At 73.5% G+C, this 17,194-nt stretch carries 15 protein-coding genes; 5 read left to right on the top strand and 10 right to left on the bottom strand.

Annotated elements, in window-relative coordinates; all coding sequences use genetic code 11:
- Positions 1–164: 164 nt before the first annotated feature.
- The gene (locus ACFWEE_RS09220) at positions 165–1,679 is read left to right on the top strand and encodes a PstS family phosphate ABC transporter substrate-binding protein (protein WP_386887808.1); all 1,515 of its coding nucleotides are present in this window, start codon (positions 165–167) and stop codon (positions 1,677–1,679) included.
- A gap of 251 nt (positions 1,680–1,930) precedes the next feature.
- Here ACFWEE_RS09220 and ACFWEE_RS09215 read toward each other — a convergent pair whose 3' ends face one another.
- Positions 1,931–3,214 (bottom strand): adenylosuccinate synthase, encoded by a 1,284-nt coding sequence (locus ACFWEE_RS09215; RefSeq protein ID WP_386887806.1) that lies wholly within the window; start codon positions 3,212–3,214, stop codon positions 1,931–1,933.
- Between the two features lie 185 nt (positions 3,215–3,399).
- Here ACFWEE_RS09215 and ACFWEE_RS09210 point away from each other — a divergent pair, with 185 nt between their 5' ends.
- Entirely contained in the window at positions 3,400–4,278 is an 879-nt protein-coding gene (locus ACFWEE_RS09210) for a diacylglycerol kinase (RefSeq protein ID WP_386887805.1), read from the top strand.
- 157 nt (positions 4,279–4,435) lie between these two features.
- Here the strand turns inward: ACFWEE_RS09210 and ACFWEE_RS09205 are convergent, their stop codons facing one another.
- Entirely contained in the window at positions 4,436–5,239 is an 804-nt protein-coding gene (locus ACFWEE_RS09205) for a hypothetical protein (RefSeq protein ID WP_386887804.1), read from the bottom strand.
- A gap of 70 nt (positions 5,240–5,309) precedes the next feature.
- Positions 5,310–5,882: a GbsR/MarR family transcriptional regulator gene (locus tag ACFWEE_RS09200; RefSeq protein WP_386887802.1), complete on the bottom strand. Its 573-nt coding sequence runs from the start codon at positions 5,880–5,882 to the stop codon at positions 5,310–5,312.
- Between the two features lie 185 nt (positions 5,883–6,067).
- Here ACFWEE_RS09200 and ACFWEE_RS09195 point away from each other — a divergent pair, with 185 nt between their 5' ends.
- A complete protein-coding gene (locus ACFWEE_RS09195; RefSeq protein WP_386887800.1) occupies positions 6,068–7,006 on the top strand; it encodes an ABC transporter ATP-binding protein in 939 nt (312 codons plus the stop codon).
- Positions 7,003–8,643, top strand: coding sequence for an ABC transporter permease (locus ACFWEE_RS09190; protein WP_386887798.1), 1,641 nt, complete (start codon positions 7,003–7,005; stop codon positions 8,641–8,643). The genes ACFWEE_RS09195 and ACFWEE_RS09190 overlap by 4 nt, the downstream gene beginning before the upstream one ends.
- An 86-nt stretch (positions 8,644–8,729) precedes the next feature.
- On the opposite strand, the gene ACFWEE_RS09185 is transcribed toward ACFWEE_RS09190, so the two are convergent.
- The 4 genes from ACFWEE_RS09185 to ACFWEE_RS09170 form a co-directional block, all read right to left on the bottom strand.
- Positions 8,730–9,935 (bottom strand): cytochrome P450, encoded by a 1,206-nt coding sequence (locus ACFWEE_RS09185; protein WP_386887796.1) that lies wholly within the window; start codon positions 9,933–9,935, stop codon positions 8,730–8,732.
- A gap of 142 nt (positions 9,936–10,077) precedes the next feature.
- On the bottom strand, positions 10,078–10,704 hold the full coding sequence (locus tag ACFWEE_RS09180) for a response regulator (RefSeq protein ID WP_386887947.1): 627 nt from the start codon (positions 10,702–10,704) through the stop codon (positions 10,078–10,080).
- A 32-nt stretch (positions 10,705–10,736) separates the two neighbouring features.
- Entirely contained in the window at positions 10,737–12,095 is a 1,359-nt protein-coding gene (locus tag ACFWEE_RS09175) for a sensor histidine kinase (RefSeq protein ID WP_386887794.1), read from the bottom strand.
- An 82-nt stretch (positions 12,096–12,177) separates the two neighbouring features.
- Positions 12,178–13,149: a class I SAM-dependent methyltransferase gene (locus ACFWEE_RS09170; RefSeq protein WP_386887793.1), complete on the bottom strand. Its 972-nt coding sequence runs from the start codon at positions 13,147–13,149 to the stop codon at positions 12,178–12,180.
- A 47-nt stretch (positions 13,150–13,196) separates the two neighbouring features.
- Here ACFWEE_RS09170 and ACFWEE_RS09165 point away from each other — a divergent pair, with 47 nt between their 5' ends.
- The gene (locus ACFWEE_RS09165) at positions 13,197–13,778 is read left to right on the top strand and encodes an XRE family transcriptional regulator (RefSeq protein ID WP_386887791.1); all 582 of its coding nucleotides are present in this window, start codon (positions 13,197–13,199) and stop codon (positions 13,776–13,778) included.
- A 51-nt stretch (positions 13,779–13,829) separates the two neighbouring features.
- Here the strand turns inward: ACFWEE_RS09165 and ACFWEE_RS09160 are convergent, their stop codons facing one another.
- The 3 genes from ACFWEE_RS09160 to ACFWEE_RS09150 form a co-directional block, all read right to left on the bottom strand.
- A complete protein-coding gene (locus ACFWEE_RS09160; protein WP_386887789.1) occupies positions 13,830–14,720 on the bottom strand; it encodes an alpha/beta hydrolase in 891 nt (296 codons plus the stop codon).
- A gap of 212 nt (positions 14,721–14,932) precedes the next feature.
- On the bottom strand, positions 14,933–16,156 hold the full coding sequence (kynU, locus tag ACFWEE_RS09155; RefSeq protein ID WP_386887787.1) for a kynureninase: 1,224 nt from the start codon (positions 16,154–16,156) through the stop codon (positions 14,933–14,935).
- On the bottom strand, positions 16,149–16,997 hold the full coding sequence (locus ACFWEE_RS09150) for a tryptophan 2,3-dioxygenase family protein (protein ID WP_386887785.1): 849 nt from the start codon (positions 16,995–16,997) through the stop codon (positions 16,149–16,151). The genes kynU and ACFWEE_RS09150 overlap by 8 nt, the downstream gene beginning before the upstream one ends.
- Positions 16,998–17,194: the final 197 nt, after the last annotated feature.

The raw sequence follows: 17,194 nt of genomic DNA, 5'->3' as shown, positions 1-17,194 counted from the left end.
GACCGAGAGGCGACCTGAACGAGAGGCGAGCTGAACGAGAGGCGAACACCCGCGGACAAGACGCCTTCCCCCGCTCCGCCCCCGCCCTCCCACTCGTACGGTGGCCGCCCAAGGACGCGCCGCGCGCGCCCGGTTCGGTACGCACGAAGGGGTGCGAGACAGCCGTGGAATGGTTGAGCGCCGAGAACGTCGTGGCCGTCGCGACCGCCGCGGTCGGCGTGCTGGTCTCCGTGGGGGTGCTCTGGTACGAGCGCCGCATCCCGGCCCAGCGGCGCATCGGATACCGCGTCCAGATGGACACCCCGATCGGCAGCGGCGTCAACGTCCGGCTGGGGTTGTTCGACGAGACACCCGACATGTCGGACGCCACCCTCGTCCTGCTGCGCATCGAGAACGACGGTTCGCAGTCCATCTCCCGCGACGACTACACCGGCATCGAACGGCACGGCCTCACCGTGGAGTTCACCGACCGTACGGTGCGCGGGATAGCGGTCACGCAGCCCGTCGAGACCGGGCATCTGATGGAGCACTTCACCCCCGCCGCGGGAATGCGGCAGGAGGGCGGTCTGATACGGCTGCCCCGGGTGCCCCTCAACCGCCACCAGCACTTCAAGCTCCTCGTGCTGCTCACCGGCGGCGAGGTGGGCAGTCCGATCAGGGTCGTCGGAGGTATCCGGGACGGAGACGTACGGGTCAACAGCGCGGCCCGTCCCGACGAGAAGCCGCCGGTGTTCAGCAGGGCCGCCCGGTCCATCACCGTGGCGCTGACCATCGGGGTCGTGACCCTCTCCTCGATCATCCTGGCGCTCGACCGCACCCCGCCGCCGGTGGAATGCGCCCGGGGCTCCCTGAGGGTGGCGGGCTCCACCGCGTTCCAGCCGGCGGTGAGCCGGCTGGCGAAGCTGTACACGGAGGCCTGCGAGGGCTCCTCGATCGACGTGGACATGCACGGCAGTGACGCCGGAGTCAGGCTGCTCGACGAGCGCGGTGCCTCCCCCGCCACGGTCGTCTTCGCCGACGGCCCGAAGCCGGGCGGCTACCCGGACCTGCACGAGAACAGCCGGGTCGCCGTCGTGCTGTTCTCCCTCGTCGTCAACGACAAGGTGCGGGTGAGGGATCTGTCGCTCGACGACGTACGGCGGATCTACCGGGGGGAGATCCGCAACTGGAACCACTTCCCCGGCAACCCGGACCTGGAGATCCGGCTCGTCAGCCGGGACGCGAACTCGGGTACCAGGGTGGCGCTCCAGCGCCGGGTGCTGGGCGGCAACGAGCCCATCCCCACGTCCTCCCGCGACTGCCTCACCCGCGACGACCCGAAGGCGCTGGTCACCCGGTGCGAACTGGGCAGCACCGACGAGGTGCTGCGCACCGTCGGCGCCGTGGACGGGGCGATCGGCTACAGCGAGCTGCGCACGGGTACGGCCGCCCCGAAGGGGCTGCACCGCGTCACCATCGACGCCAAGGAACCGTCCCCCGAGAGGATCACTTCGAACGGTTACCCGTACTGGGTGGTCGAGTACGCGTACACGTACCGGGATCCGGCCCCCGACTCGCTCGCGGCCCGCTTCCTCGACTACGTGAACAGCCACGACCAGCAGGTCCTGCGCACCCACGGCCACGTGCCCTGCTCGGCCCCGCAGGCGTACCCCCTGTGCGGCGACCGCCCCCGCTCCTGACGACGCCCCTTCCCGGCACCGCCGTCACCAGGGCAGACACAGCGGCCACGGCCGACACGGCAGTCATGGCAGACACGGCAGACACGGCCACCACCAGGACGGCGGGACCCGGAAACGAACGGAACGGAGCCACCGCGGACGGGCCCCCGCGAACGGAACGGCCGCGGGCCGGGACACAGAACGTGTCCCGGCCCGCGGCCGTCGTCGTAAGCGGGGTCCTTCGGGAGCCCCGACAGGCCCCCGCGGGCTCCTTACAGGAACGAGTTGATCTCGATCGTCTCGGTGCGGCCGGGGCCGACACCGATCGCGGAGATCGGCGCGCCCGACATCTCCTCCAGCGCCTTCACGTAGGCCTGCGCGTTCTTCGGCAGGTCGGAGAAGGTCTTCGCCTTGGTGATGTCCTCGGACCAGCCCGGCAGCATCTCGTAGATCGGCTTCGCGTGGTGGAAGTCGGTCTGGCTGTAGGGCAGCTCCTCGACGCGCTTGCCGTCGATCTCGTACGCCACGCAGACCGGGATCTGCTCCCAGCCGGTGAGCACGTCGAGCTTGGTGAGGAAGAAGTCGGTCAGGCCGTTGACCCGGGTCGCGTACCGCGCGATGACCGCGTCGAACCAGCCGCAGCGACGGTCGCGGCCGGTGGTGACACCGCGCTCGCCACCGATACGGCGCAGCGCCTCGCCGTCCGCGTCCAGCAGCTCCGTCGGGAACGGGCCGGAGCCGACGCGCGTGGTGTAGGCCTTGAGGATGCCGATGACCCGCGTGATCTTCGTCGGGCCGACGCCGGCGCCGGTGCAGGCGCCGCCCGCGGTCGGGTTCGACGAGGTGACGAAGGGGTACGTGCCGTGGTCGACGTCGAGCAGGGTGCCCTGGCCGCCCTCGAACAGGACGACCTTGCCGTCGTCGATGGCGTTGTTGAGGATCAGCGTGGTGTCGGCGACGTACGGCTTGATCTGCTCCGCGTACTGGAGCATCTCCTCGACGATGCCCTCCGCCTCGATCGCGCGGCGGTTGAAGACCTTGGCCAGAAGCTGGTTCTTCTGCTCCAGGGCCGCCTCGACCTTCTGGACGAGGATCGACTCGTCGTAGAGGTCCTGGACGCGAATACCGACACGGTTGATCTTGTCGGCGTACGTCGGGCCGATTCCACGGCCGGTCGTGCCGATCTTCCGCTTGCCGAGGAAGCGTTCCGTCACCTTGTCGAGCGTCACGTTGTACGGGGTGATCAAATGAGCGTTGCCGCTGATCAGGAGCTTGGACGTGTCGACGCCCCGCTCGTTCAGTCCGCTCAGCTCGGAGAGCAGCACCGCCGGGTCGACCACGACACCGTTACCGATCACCGGGGTACAACCCGGTGACAGGATTCCGGAGGGGAGGAGATGCAGTGCGTACTTCTGGTCGCCTACGACAACCGTGTGACCGGCGTTGTTGCCGCCCTGGTATCGCACCACATAGTCGACGGATCCACCGAGGAGATCGGTGGCCTTCCCCTTGCCCTCGTCACCCCACTGAGCACCGAGCAGCACAAGTGCGGGCACAGGCGTACACCCCTTCCGGGCGGGGCATGTCCAAGGTCAGGGGCGTACGTAAAGGTCGTACTTGCCATACGACGATGTACGACAAAGCCTGAGCCGTCGAACCGGGTGCCCCGGAATAGACGAAGCCCCTGGCGCAATAGCGCAAGGGGCTCTTGCACCAAGATGCTACCCGAGGAAGGACCGAGGTGTCGGCTGCAGAGCCCCCCGGCGACGACGGCCACCAGCTGCTGGTGGTCATCGACCCGGTTGCCCGCCGGACCGACGGCGAGTCCGTCCGTATCGCGAAGGACGTGCTGAACGCCGGAGCGCACGCCAAGATCTCCCTTCCGGACACCCCGGAGGAGTTCGCCCGCGCCCTGTCCCGGCGGGGCAGCAGGCGGCCGGTGGTCATCGGCGACGACCACGCTCTGCTCCGGGCGGTGGCCCAGCTGCACCGCGACCGGGAGCTGGCCGACAGCGCCCTGGCGCTCGTCCCCGTCGGCGCCCCGCCCGCCCTCCGCCTCGCCCACGCCCTGGGCGTGCCGCACGGCGCGGTGGCGGCGGCACGGACGGCGCTGGACGGGGCGGTGCACCGTCTCGACCTGCTCGTCGACGACAGCGACGGCGTGGTCCTGGGCGGCGTGGACGTCCCGGCACCCCCGCCCGCCCCCGGCCAGACAGCGGACGGCCCTGGACCGGGGCCCCACAGCGGGGTCACGGCCGTCTGGGACACCTGTCTCTCGCTGGTCCGCACCCTCGTCCGCCCCGCCCCGGCGGCGAGCTCCCCCGGCGCGTCCGGCTACCGCCTCCGCGTGGAGGCGGACGGGGTCCTCCTCCACGACCTGGACCGGCCCGTGGAGGGCGTGACCGTGACCTCGCGGAGCGGCGGCGGCCTGGCGGAGGTGGTGGTGCGCACGTCGAGCGGCGAGACCGTGACGGCGGAGGCCGAGGCGGTCACGGTCTCCGGCCCCGATTTCCGCTACCGCGCCGACATACAGCTGCACGGCCCGGTCCGGCGGCGGACGTGGACGGTGCGGGCGGACGCCTGGGGGCTGATGGTCCCGGCCGCCGCGGCGGCGGCCTGAGACCAGAGGTCCCGGCTGCCCTGTCCCGGCGGTCCCGGCACCGGCTGCCCTTTCCGGCGGTCCCGGCTCGGCTGCCCTGCCCCGGCGGTCCCGGCTCGGCTGCCCTGCCCCGGCGGTCCCCGGCCCTGCTCCGGCCGGGGCCCCGTCCCCCGTGGGCTCAGCGGTCCCCGTCCTGAGCCCCGACGTCTTGGTCGAACGTGGCCGGTCCGCCCTTCAGGTCCACCCGCAGCCCGTCCTCGGTGACCGTGACGGCGGTGGGGCGGAGGCCCAGCGCGTCCGCCGCGCTCTCCGGACCGGCCGCGCCGCCGCCCGTACCGGCCGCACCGCCTGCTCCGCCCGCACTGCCCGTACCGCTCGGGGACAGGTCGGTGAGGGCGGACTCGATGCGGGCGGTCAGCGACTTCGGGGCGTCCACGCCGAGCATCTTCGCGCCGGCCAGGGTGAAGCGGACGGTGCCGTCGCGCACCTCGGGCCGTATGTCGGCCTGGCCGAGCCCGCCCGGGCCCAGCGTGATCCGCAGCGTCCCGTCCTCGGGCCGGGGTTCGACGTCGCCGACCATCGCCGCGAACGCCCCGCCGGCTGCCGTGACCCGGTCGCGCAGGGCGCCGGCCGGCATCTCGGCCCGGGCGCTGCTGCCGGAGACCGAGGCCCGGCCGTCGCCGTGGGGGACGACGAGGTCCCGGAGTTCCGCGTCGACCGTGACGCCGTCGAAGCCGTCGAGGGTGGCGTCCTCCGCGTGCAGGGTGAGGGTGCCCAGCTCGCCGCCGGCGAGAGCCACGAGGCCCCAGCCGTCGGTGTCGGCCGTCACCTCGGAACCCAGCCGCTCACCGGCCAGCTTCTCCACCCGCCCGTCCACCACGTGGCGGGCGACGGCCTCCGCGCCCCCGGTCAGGGCCACCAGCCCGACGAGGACGGCGCCCGCCAGAACGGCGTCGCGTGGCCGCACGGGCCGGATCTTCATGCGTGCCTCCAGGGCGCTCGTGCACAGGTCAGCGGACAGCAATCAGCGGTCAGCGGTCAGCGGTCAGCAATCAGCGGTCAGCGGCAGGGACCACCGCCCACGCCTCCGGTCCCTCGGATCTCCGACGGGCCTCCTGACGGGCGTTCCACCGCTCCATCATCGTCACGATCTCGGACTGCACGAACTCGAAGAACTCCGCCGTCTCCGCGAGCCGCAGGCCCGCCGGGGTGTCCTCGCCGAGGGAGCGGGCGCCCTCGCGGAGGGTCTGCTCCCAACGGGTCATGACCCGGTCGCGTCCGGCGAAGGTGGTGTACCAGATCTCGTGGTGGAGCCGGTAGCGGTCGCGGCGGGAGCCCGGTTCGCGTTCCCGGCCGACCATGCCGACCTGGGTGAGGTAGCCGATCGCGCCGGAGACCGCGGCCGGACTGATCCGGAGCTCGGAGGCGAGTTCGGCCGAGGTCATGGTGGCGTCGTCGTCGGCGAGGAGCGCGGCGAAGACCCGGGAGGCCATGCGCTGCATGCCCGCCTCCGTCATGTCCGCCGCGAACCGCTCGACGAACCGCGAGACGGCCTCCCCGTCCCGCGCCGCCCCGTCCCGAACCTCCGCGTCCGTAGCGCCCGCAGCGCCCGTGACCTCGCCCATCGCGCTCCCTCCTCCCGATCCGGCTCACCCGGCCAACCCGGCCAACCCGGCCAACTCGGTCTGCGTAGGCCCGGTTTTCCCCTCAGGGGTGTCCCACATGACCCGGCTCCGCAGGCCACCCGCCTCCCGACTTTATACGGTTCTTTAACTTCAGAAATTTGTGAAACCAGCGTACGTTCAGAGCCATGACGACGGCCATCTCCGTGTCCGGACTGCACAAGTCGTTCGGCCGGACCCCAGCACTGGACGGTCTCGAACTCACCGTGGAACACGGGGAGGTGCACGGTTTCCTCGGCCCCAACGGCGCCGGGAAGTCCACCACCATCCGCGTCCTGCTCGGCATGCTGCGCGCCGACTCCGGAACCGCGCGGATGCTCGGCCGGGACCCCTGGCGGGACGCGGTCGCCCTGCACCGCCGGCTCGCGTACGTACCGGGCGACGTCACGCTCTGGCGGAACCTCAGCGGCGGCGAAGTGATCGATCTGTACGGGAGGTTGCGCGGCGGGCTCGACCGGACCCGGCGCGACGCGCTGATCGCGCGGTTCGAGCTGGACCCGGCGAAGAAGGGGCGTACGTACTCCAAGGGCAATCGCCAGAAGGTCGCCCTGGTCGCCGCGTTCGCCTCCGACGCCGAGCTGCTGATCCTGGACGAACCGACCAGCGGGCTCGACCCGTTGATGGAGTCGGTGTTCCGCGAGTGCGTCACCGAGGCGCGCGACCGGGGGCGCACGGTGCTGCTCTCCAGCCACCTGCTCAGCGAGGTCGAGGCCCTTTGCGACCGGGTGAGCATCGTCCGCCGGGGCCGCACGGTGGAGACCGGTTCGCCGGCCGGGATGCGGCATCTGACGCGTACCGGCATCACCGCCGAACTCATCTCCGTGCCCGCCGGGTTGGCGCAGCTGCCCGGGGTGCACGGCCTCGACGTGCGGTCCACCCGGATCAAATGCCAGGTGGACACCGACAAGCTCGACGCGGTCCTCGCGGCGCTGGCCGCCGCCGGGGTGCGCGCGCTGAGCTGCGCGCCGCCGACGCTGGAGGAACTGTTCCTGCGCCACTACGCGGCGGACGGCGCCCCGGAGGACGGGCGGCGCGACCGCGACGAGGACGAGGCGGCCCCGCGATGACCTCCGCCGCCTCGGGCGCGCTGCCCCGCACCGGTTCCGGTGATGCCACCGCCGCCCGCTCCGGCCCGTTCACCGGCACCCTCGCCCTGCTGTGCCTCGCGCTCCGCCGCGACCGGGTGCTGATCCCCGTGTGGCTGCTGGCGATCGGCGGCTCGTTCGCCTCCGTGGCCGGTTCCTTCGCCTCCCTCTACCCGGACGTCGCCGACCGCGCCGCGCTCGCCGCGACGACGAACGCCAACGGCAGCCTCCGCGCGCTGTACGGCCCCGTCCTCGGCGACTCCGCCGGTGCGCTCGTCAGCTGGCGGATGGGCGGCTTCGGGGCCGGGCTGGCCGCCGTGATGTCGCTGATCGTCGTCGTGCGCCACACCCGCGAGGAGGAGGAGACCGGCCGTCAGGAGATGCTCTCGGCCGCGCCGGTCGGCCGCAGGGCCCCGCTGACCGCCGCCCTGCTCGCCGCCGCCGTCGCCGATCTGGCGCTCGCCGCGCTCGTGGTGCTCCTCCTGACGGCCGCCGGCTGCGGCGGCCCCGGCGCGTACGCGCTGGGGCTCGCGGTCGCCGGTACGGGCCTGCTCTTCGCCGCAACCGCCGCCGTCGCCGCCCAGCTCACCGGGGGCGCGCGCGCCGCGAAGGGGGTGACCGCCGCCGCCCTCGGCGCGGCGTTCGTGGTGAAGGCCGCCGGTGACGCGGCGAGCCCCGGCGCCTCCTCGGTGCTGACCCGGCTCTCCCCGTTCGGCTGGGTGGAGAACACCCGCGCGTACGCGGGCGAGCGCTGGTGGGTGCCGCTGATCTTCGTGGCCGGTACCGCGGCGCTCCTCGCCCTCGCCGTCGCGCTCGCCGGCCGTCGGGACCTGGGCAGCGGCCTCTTCGCCACCCGCCCCGGTGCCGCGCGCGGCAGGATCGCCACCCCGTACGGGCTGGCGATGCGGCTCCAGCGCGGTGCGCTGGCCGGGTGGACCGTGTCGTTCGCGGTCACCGGGCTCGTCTTCGGCCGGCTGGCGGACGGGGCCGCCGACCTCGTCGGCGACAACGAGCAGACCCGCGAGATCATCGCGCGGATGGGCGGCGCCGCCGGACTGACCGACGCGTTCCTCGCCGCGATGGCCGGGATGCTCGGCATGGTGGCGGCCCTGTACGTCGTCTCCTCGGCACTGAGGCCGCTCGCCGAGGAGACCGGCGGCCGGGCCGAACCCGTCCTCGTGGCGGGCGCCGCCCGGACCGCCTGGGCCGGCGGGCACCTGCTGATCGCGTTCGGCGGTTCGGTCCTCGTGACGGGTGCGGGCGGCCTCGGCCTCGCCGCCGGTTACGGTCACCGCCTCCCGGCCGTGCTCGGCGCCGCCCTGGTCCAGCTCCCCGCGATCTGGCTGCTGGGCGGGGTGGCCGTCCTGCTCTACGGGGCGGCGCCCCGGATCGCCGCCGCCGCTTCCTGGGGCGCGGCGGGGCTCTGCCTGGCGCTCGGCTGGATCGGCCCGGCGGTGGACCTGCCGCAGGCGGTGCTGGACGTGTCGCCCTTCACCCATCTGCCGAAGCTCCCCGGTGGCGACCTGCGGGCAACGGCCCTGATCGCGCTGACCGCCGTGGCGGCGGCCCTGGTGGTGGCGGGCCTCGCCGCCCTGCGCCGCCGGGACCTGCGGGGGTGACGCCCCGCGCCGGGGGGGGGCCGCGGGGCTTGCGCGACCTGCGCGACCTGCGCGGAGGAGATCCCGCGGGCCCCGGCGCGTACGGGTCACACCTCCACGCGGAGCTCCTTCAGCCCCCGGATGACGTACCCCGGGTGCCACTCCGGCTCCTCGGTCAGCCGCATCCCGGGCGCCTTGCGCAGCAACTCGCCGAAGGACGCCGCGAGTTCGATGCGGGCCAGCGGGGCGCCCAGGCAGTAGTGGATGCCCGCGCCGAAGGTGATGTGCGGGTTGTCCGGGCGCGACAGGTCGAGGGTGTCCGGGTCGGCGAAGCGCTCCGGGTCGCGGTTGGCGGAGCCGAAGAGCAGCGCCACCTCGGAGCCGCGCGGGACGACCGTACCGGCGATCTCGATGTCGTCCAGCACCCAGCGCTCGAACATCTGCAACGGGGTGTCGTACCGCAGGAGTTCTTCCACAGCTGTGGACAGCAGACCGTGGTCCGCCCGGAGCGCGGCGAGTTGTTCGGGGTGGTGGAAGAGGGTGCGCCACCCGCTCACGGTGGTGTTGACGGTCGCCTCGTGGCCCGCGTTCAGCAGCAGCACGCAGGTGGAGATCATCTCCTGCTCGGTGAGCCGCTCGTCCTCGTCGTGGGCGGCGATGAGGCCGGAGATCAGGTCCTCGCCCGGCTTCTCCCGCCGTACGGCGATGAGTTCGCGCAGGTAGGCGGAGAACTCGGTGGACGCCGATACCGCCGCCCGCGCGGTCTCCTTTGACGGGTTCAGCTCGAACATCCCGCAGATCGCGGCCGACCAGGGGCGCAGCAGCGCCCGGTCCGACTCCGGTACGCCCAGCATCTCGGCGATCACGGCGACCGGCAGCGGTTCGGCGATCGCCGTGAGCAGGTCGCCACCGCCCTCGGCGACGAACGCGTCGACCAGCTCGGCCGCCAGCCGCGCCACGGTGGGCGCGAGCCGCTCGACCGTGCGCGGGGTGAACGCCTTCGAGACGAGGCGCCGGATGCGGGTGTGGTCGGGCGCCTCCAGGTCGAGGAGCCCCTGGCCGTTGAGGGTGGTGAACGGCTCGTGCGCGGCGGGCGGCGGGGTGCGGCCGAACTCCTCGTGGGTGAAGCGGTGCAGATACGTCCGGCCGAGCCGCCGGTCCCGGAGCAGCCCCGACACGTCGGCGTAGTGCGGGATCAGCCACTGCCGGGTCGGCTCGAACCAGTGGACCCGGCCTGCGGCGCGCAGCGCGGTGTAGGCGGGGTACGGATCGGCGACGAACGCGGGTGACCAGGGGTCGAAGGAGACGTGCATGACCCGACGCTACCGGCAGGTACCGGGGCGCGGGGACAGGCCTCCGCGGTGTCCGGCGGGCGAAGGCCCGGACACCGCCAGCCCCGGCGTGACCGTCCGTAGGACACCGCCTGCCCCGGCGTGACCAGCCGTCGGGCACCGCCTACCCCGGCGTGACCAGCCGCGCTTCGTAGGCGAAGACCGCCGCCTGGGTCCGGTCGCGCAGCCCCAGCTTCACCAGGACCCGGCTCACATGGGTCTTGACGGTGGATTCGGCGACCACCAGATGCGCGGCGATCTCCGCGTTGGAGAGCCCCTGCGCGACCAGCACCAGCACCTCCGTCTCGCGCTCGGTGAGGTCTCCGATCCGGGCCAGGGCGGGAGCTTTCGGCGCCTGGGCGAGCTTGGAGAACTCGGTGATCAGCCGACGCGTCACGGTGGGCGCGAGCAGCGCCTCGCCGGAGGCCACCACCCGTACTCCCTCGGCGAGTTGCCTGGCCGAGGCGTCCTTGAGCAGGAAGCCGGAGGCACCGGCGCGCAGGGCCTGGTAGACGTACTCGTCCAGGTCGAAGGTGGTGAGCACGAGCACCTTCGCCTCCGCGTCGGCGGCGACGATCTCACGGGTGGCCTCGATGCCGTTCATCTCCGGCATCCGGATGTCCATCAGCACCACGTCCGGGGCGAGCGCGGCGACCCGCTCGACCGCCTGCCGCCCGTCGACGGCCTCGCCGACGACCTCGATCCCGGGCATGGCGTTGAGCAGCACCGAGAAGCCCTCGCGGACCATCATCTGGTCGTCGACGATCAGAACCCCGATGTCGCTCACGCCGCGGCCTCCTGGTCCGTGCCGGTGCCGGTGCCGGTCGCGGAGGCGCCCGCGTCCCCCGCCCGCGGAACGGGGAGGAACACGGCGACCTCGTAGCCGCCCTCCTCGGTCTCCCCCGCCGTCATCTCGCCCTCCAGCATCGCGACCCGTTCGCGCATCCCGGTGATGCCGTGCCCGGCGCCCGGCGAGGCGTCGACCGGCCCGGTCGGCGGCCCGTTGACGACCCGCACCCCGAGCCCGCCGAGGACGTAGGCGATCTCGACGGCGGCGGTGGCGCCCGGGGCGTGGCGCAGGGTGTTGCTCAGCGCCTCCTGGACGATCCGGTACGCCGACAGCTCGACGCCCTGCGGCAGTACGCGCACCGCCCCGGTGACCGTCTTCTCCGTCTCCAGGCCCGCCTCGCGGACGTTGTCCAGCAGCCGGTCGAGCCGGGCGAGGGTGGGCTGCGGGGCGTCCGGCGCCTCCTGGTCCTCCGCCCGTACGACACCGAGCACGCGCCGCAGTTCGGTGAGCGCGGCGACCGCGTTCTCGCGGATGGTGACGAACGCCTGCGCCAGCTCGGGCGGCGGGTTCTCCACCCGGTACGGGGCGGCCTCGGCCTGGATCGCCACCACCGACATGTGGTGGGCGACCACGTCGTGCAGCTCGCGGGCGATGGTGGTGCGCTCCTCGAGGAGCGTGCGCCGGTCGCGCTCGACGGCCGTGACGGTGCGCTGGACCGTCACCTCCCGCTCGGCCTCGTCCACTTCGCGCCTGGCCTCGCGCCGGACCTGGACGACGGTCACCACGAGCAGGGCGAGCGCCGACACGACGAACATCGGGGCGGCGGTCGACGTGCCGTCGGAGTAGGCCGCGCTCTCCATGAGCACGCCCAGCAGCACGGTGAGAATCCAGGCCCAGGCGGCGGTACGCGGCCGGGTGCGGGCCGCGACGACGACCAGCACGACCAGGTGCCCCCACAGACTGCTCGCCGCCCACGGCCCGGCGCCGCCGCCCCCGGCGACCACCAGCGTGCCCAGCACGGAGGCCCAGAACGCGGCCACCGGACGGACCAGGGTCAGGGCCACGGCTATCGCCGGCACCAGGGAGAGCACCAGCTCGTCCCCGGACTGGGCCATGCCGAGGAACACGCAGATCAGCGCGGCTCCCAGCACCAGCGCGTGCGGGGTCCACACCAGCTTCTTGCGCACGTCCGCCGGGAGCAGGCCCAGCAGCGGCCCGTCGCCGTCGAGCGGTGGCAGCGGGCGGTAGGCGAACACGTCCTGGAGGAGGTCCTTCCGCAGGCCGCCCAACGCGCCCGCCGCCACCTGGAACTCCGGTGTTCTCGTCTTCGTCTGGGCTCGGGTCTCGGTCACGTGCCCACGGTAGGGCGGGGCACCCGCCCGGGTCGTCCCCACGGAAGCGGATACCGGGGCCTCCGTCTCAGGGACTACGGACTCACCCGCGGACGGCCACCCAGACGCTCCGCTCGGTGCGGACGGTGAGGTCGTCGCGGCGCGGCACACCGTGCGGGCCGTCCGCGTCGGTGAGCGCGTCGAGGGTGGCGAGGTCCCCGGCGTCGAGTACGTCCCCCAGCGCGGACCGGACCCGGGTGAGGGAGGCCAGGACGTAGCGGCCGGCGGCGGCGGGCAGCGGGGCGGCCAGGTCGATGGCGACGACCCGTTCGGCCACCACGTCGAGCCCGGCCTCCCGCAGCCTCGCCCCCCAGTCCTCGGTCATGTGCATCCCGGCCGCCGCCCGGCCCTCGGCCTGGGCCGCGTGGACGCGGCTCTCCAGACCGGGGCGGCCGATGCCGAGGTCGTCGGGGAGGAAGCGCGGCAAGCCTTCGAGCTCGACCGCGACCATGAGCCCGCCGGGGCGCAGCACCTCGCGGACCTGGGCGAGGACGCTGCCCGGGTCGGCCATGTGGTGGAGCGAGGCGGAGGCCCACACCAGATCGAAGGGCCCGGCGGGCAGGGCCTCGGTGTCGAGGTCGGCGACCACGGTACGGACCCGGCCGGCGACCCCGAGCGCGGCGGCCTTCTCCTCCAGCCGGGCGGCCATCGCGGGCGAGGCGTCCACGGCGGTGACGTCGGCGCCGGGGAAACGCTGGAGCAGGGCGAAGGTGCCCGCACCGGTGCCGCTGCCCAGGTCGAGCACCCGGAGGCCCCGCCCGCCGGGTTTCTCCGCCGTCCCGCCGGAGAGTTCGTCGATCCAGCCGGTCAGCTCGTCCAGGTGCTCGTGCAGGACCTCGGCGTCGAGGTCCAGCATCTCGGTCAGGACCGAGAAGTCGGCGTCCTGCGGGTCGTGCCCCTGGCCGTGTCCGTGGCCGTGCTGGTGACCGTGTCCGTGCTGGTGGCCGGGGGTGCGCCCGTGCTGGTGTCCCTGCTGCCGGCCGTGCCCGTGCCGGTGTCCCTCGTGTTCGCTCATGCTTCGAGCCTACGCACGCCTTGCGTCAAAGGCATAGCATCTTGCGTATGACGCAAGACGGAGAACTCGACGCCCTGGTACGCAAGCGGATACGCGGCCTCCGCACCGCCCAGGGCTGGTCGCTCGACGATCTGGCCGCGCGGTGCTTCCTCAGCCCCTCCACCCTGAGCCGTATCGAGACCGGGCACCGGCGGATCGGCCTCGATCAGCTCGGCTCGATCGCGCGCGCCCTCGGAACCACCCTGGACGCGCTGGTGGAGTCCGTCTCCGACGAGGACGTGGTGATCCGCCCGCAGCACGACGCGGAGTGCGGCACGACCACCTGGCTGCTGAACCGGGAGGGCGGGCAGCCGGGCGTCACCGTGGTCCGGATGGGCATCACCGCGCCCGAGCCCCGGCACGGGCGGGACGAGCTGAAGGTCCACCCCGGCGGCAAGGACTGGTTCACCGTGCTCTCCGGCACGGTCGTGCTGCTGCTGGGGGAGCGGACCATCACGGTCGAGACCGGCGAGGCCGCGGAGTTCTCCACGATGGTCCCGCACGCCTTCGGCGCGCGCGGCGGCCCGGCGGAGATCCTCGCGATCTTCGACCGCGACGGCCGGCGCACCCACCTGCGGCCGGAGCGCTGAACCGCCCGGCCAGGCCCCGGCGGTGCCCGGCCGCCACCCGGGCGCGGCCCTTCACCAGGCGAGCTGCTCCAGCTCCGCGGCGACCACCGCACAGGCGTCCGCCGAGGGGTCGATGAGCGGGAAGTGGCCGACCTCGTCCAGCAGGGTCAGCCCGACCGTCTCCCCCGCCGCCGCGGCGGCGGCGACGAACGCCTCCGCGACCGGCTGCGGCACGACCACGTCGGTGCACCCCTGCACCACGACGGTCGCGATGCCGGTGGGCAGCAGCGCGGCCGGGTCGACGTGCGGGCGCCGCTCGGCGAACCCCTCCTCGCCGCCCAGGAGTTCGTGGACGGCCCCCGAGCAGATGCCGAGCTTCGCGGCGGTCATCAGGTCGGCGACCGGGGCCAGCGCCACCACCCCGCGCAACGGCGGAGGTTCGGGCAGCCGCCACGGCGAACCCGCGGGCAGCACATGCCGGGCCGCCGCCCAGAGCGCGAGGTGGCCGCCCGCCGAGTGGCCGGTGACGACGGTCCGCCGCGGGTCGGCCTCGGGCAACTCCCGCGCCACGAGCGCGGGGAGGGCGTCCATCGCGGCGGCCACGTCGTCGAAGGTCTCGGGCCAGCGCCCGGCGGTGTTGCCCTCCCCCGCCGGGGCCCCGGCGCCGCCGCGCCGGTACTCGACGCTGGCGACGGCGAAGCCCCGGCGGGCCAGGAACCCGGCGAGCGGCGACACATGGCGGCGGTCGTACGGAGCGCGCCAGGCGCCCCCGTGGAGCAGCACGACGAGCGGCACTCCGGTCCGCCCGTCGCGCGGGGCGTAGAAGTCGACCACCTGGTCGGGGTGGTCGCCGTAGGCGGCGGTCCGGTCGGGGGCGACCTCCGGATGCGCGAACGCCGACTTCTCCTCGACGGCGTCACGATCACGCGCGGCGTCCCGGTCACGCGCGGCGGAATCCGACATTCTTGCTCCAACCATCCTCGGGGCTGCCCCACTTGTCCGACCTGCGGGGACCGTACCAGTCCCCGGAGCGACCGCCGGACGGAGCCGGTTCGCCACCGGGCCCCGCCCGCGACCGCCCGGGAGCCGGGCCGTGTGTCGAAAGTCCCGCCCGTCCGGCGGCGTCCGGGCGGCCGGCGCCACTTCCGGCACACGTCCCACCTGCCCTGCCGGTCCTACCCGGCCGACCCCGCCGGCACGTCCGCCAGCACCCCGGCCAGCACCCGCGCGGCCCGCTCCGCGTCGGCGAAGCCGACGTACAGCGGGGTGAATCCGAACCGGAGCACGTCGGGGCGGCGCAGGTCGCCGACGACGCCCCGGGCGATCAGTTCACGCATCACCGGTCCGGCCTCGGCGCACCGCAGCGCGACCTGGCTGCCGCGCTCGGCGTGCGCGGCCGGGGTGACGGAGACGACCCGGCCCCCGGGGGCGTAAGCCTCGACGCACTCCAGGAAAAAGTCCGTCAGCGCGAGGGACTTGGCGCGTACGGCCTCGATCGGGACGCCGTCCCACACGTCGAGGGCGGACTCCAGCGCCAGCATGGAGAGGATGTCGGGCGTGCCGACCCGGCCCCGGGCGGAGCCCTCGGCAGGCTCGTACCCGGGGGTCATGCCGAACGGGTCGGCGTGCGAGTTCCACCCCGGCAGCGGGGAGTCGAAGACGCCCTGGTGGCGCTCGGCGACGTACAGGTACGCGGGCGAACCCGGGCCGCCGTTCAGGTACTTGTACGTGCAGCCGACCGCCAGGTCCACGCCGTGCTCGTCCAGGCCGACCGGCAGCGCACCGGCGCTGTGGCAGAGGTCCCAGACCACGACGGCCCCCGCGCGCTGCACGGCGGCCGTGAGCGTGGGCAGGTCGTGCAGCCGGCCGGTGCGGTAGTCGACGTGATTCAACAGGACTGCCGCGGTGCGGGAGTTGACGGCCGTCGGTACGTCTGCGGGGTCGACCGGGACGATCCGGTGGCCGGTCATCCGAGCGGCCGAACCGGCGATGTAGCCGTCGGTCGGGAACGTCGAGGCGTCGACCACGATCTCGTCCCGGCCGCCCGGAGCGAGCCGGGTCGCGGCGACCAGCGCCTTGAAGATGTTGACGCTGGTGGAGTCGCCGGCCACGATCCGGCCCGGTGCCGCGCCGACGATCGGCGCGATGCGGTCGCCGACCCGCTCGGGCGCGGTCCACCAGCCGCTCTCGTCCCAGGACCGGATGCGCAGCTCGCCCCACTCGCGGGTGAGCACCTCGTGCAGCCGGTCGGGCACGTGGACGGGGAGCGCGCCGAGCGAGTTGCCGTCCAGGTAGACGGCCTCGTCGAGGGTGAACAGCTCGCGCACATCGGCGAGTTCGTCGGCGGCGTCGAGCTTGGCCGCGCGGTCCGCCAGTCGGCGGTGGTTGGTCTCAGACATGACTGCGGGCCGTCCAGAGTTCGGGGAACACGTTCTTCGAGGCGCGCTTCTCCAGCCACGCCACTCCGGCGGAACCGCCGGTTCCGGTCTTCGAGCCCATGGCCCGCCGGGTCGCCACCAGGTGGTCGTTGCGCCAGCGCCAGACCAGCTCGCCGACGTCCGTGAGCAGCTCGCCGAGGCGCACCAGCTCGTCGTACTTCTCCGGTTCGGCGTAGATCCGGGTCCAGACGGCCTCGACCACCGGGGAGGGCTCGTACTTCTGCCGCAGGTCACGGCCGAGGACCGACTGCGGCACCGGGTGCCCGCGCCGCGCGAGCAGCGCCAGCGTCTCGTCGTAGAGGCTCGGCTGGCTCAGCGCCTTCTCCAGCTCTGCGTACACGCGCGGGGAACCCCGGTGCGGTACGAGCATGGACGCGGACTTGTCGCCGAGCAGGAACTCCATCCGCCGGTACATCGCCGACTGGAAGCCGGAGCCCTCGCCGAGCGCGCCCCGGTAGGAGTTGAACTGGGCGGGGGTGAGCTGGGCCAGCGGTCGCCAGGACGCGTTCAGGGCCTCCAGCTCGCGCAGCGAGCGCTTCAGGGCGTCCCGCGCGTCCGGCAGCCGGTCCTCGCGCAGGGCCAGCGCGGCCGTCTCCCACTCGTGGACCAGGACGGTGAACCACAGCTCCATGACCTGGGTGGTGACGAGGAAGACCATCTCGCCCGGATCGTCGGAGCGCAGCTGCTGCAAATGGGTGAGAACGTCCGCCTGGACGTAGTCCTCGTAAGGAGTCGTTCCCGCGAAATCGAGGTACGGGGTCTCCGCACCGGTCTCTTCGGAATCGGGGTGTTTCGCCGACATCGCTGTCTCCTCGACACGAGCTTCCGGGTAGCGGTCCGCCCCGTCCTAGCTGGGTGGGCTCCGGTCCCCTGCGGCGCATCCTATGACCGGAAACGCGCGGGGTGCTCGGCCGCGAGGAACTTGATCCGCCCGGCCCGCGCCCGCCGCGACGCATACCGGCCCGCAGCCGACAAAGCGGGCTGCGGGCCGGTTGACCA

The organism is Streptomyces sp. NPDC060184 (assembly GCF_042728795.1).
Taxonomy (GTDB): domain Bacteria; phylum Actinomycetota; class Actinomycetes; order Streptomycetales; family Streptomycetaceae; genus Streptomyces.
This window is presented reverse-complemented; position numbering and strand designations above follow the sequence as displayed.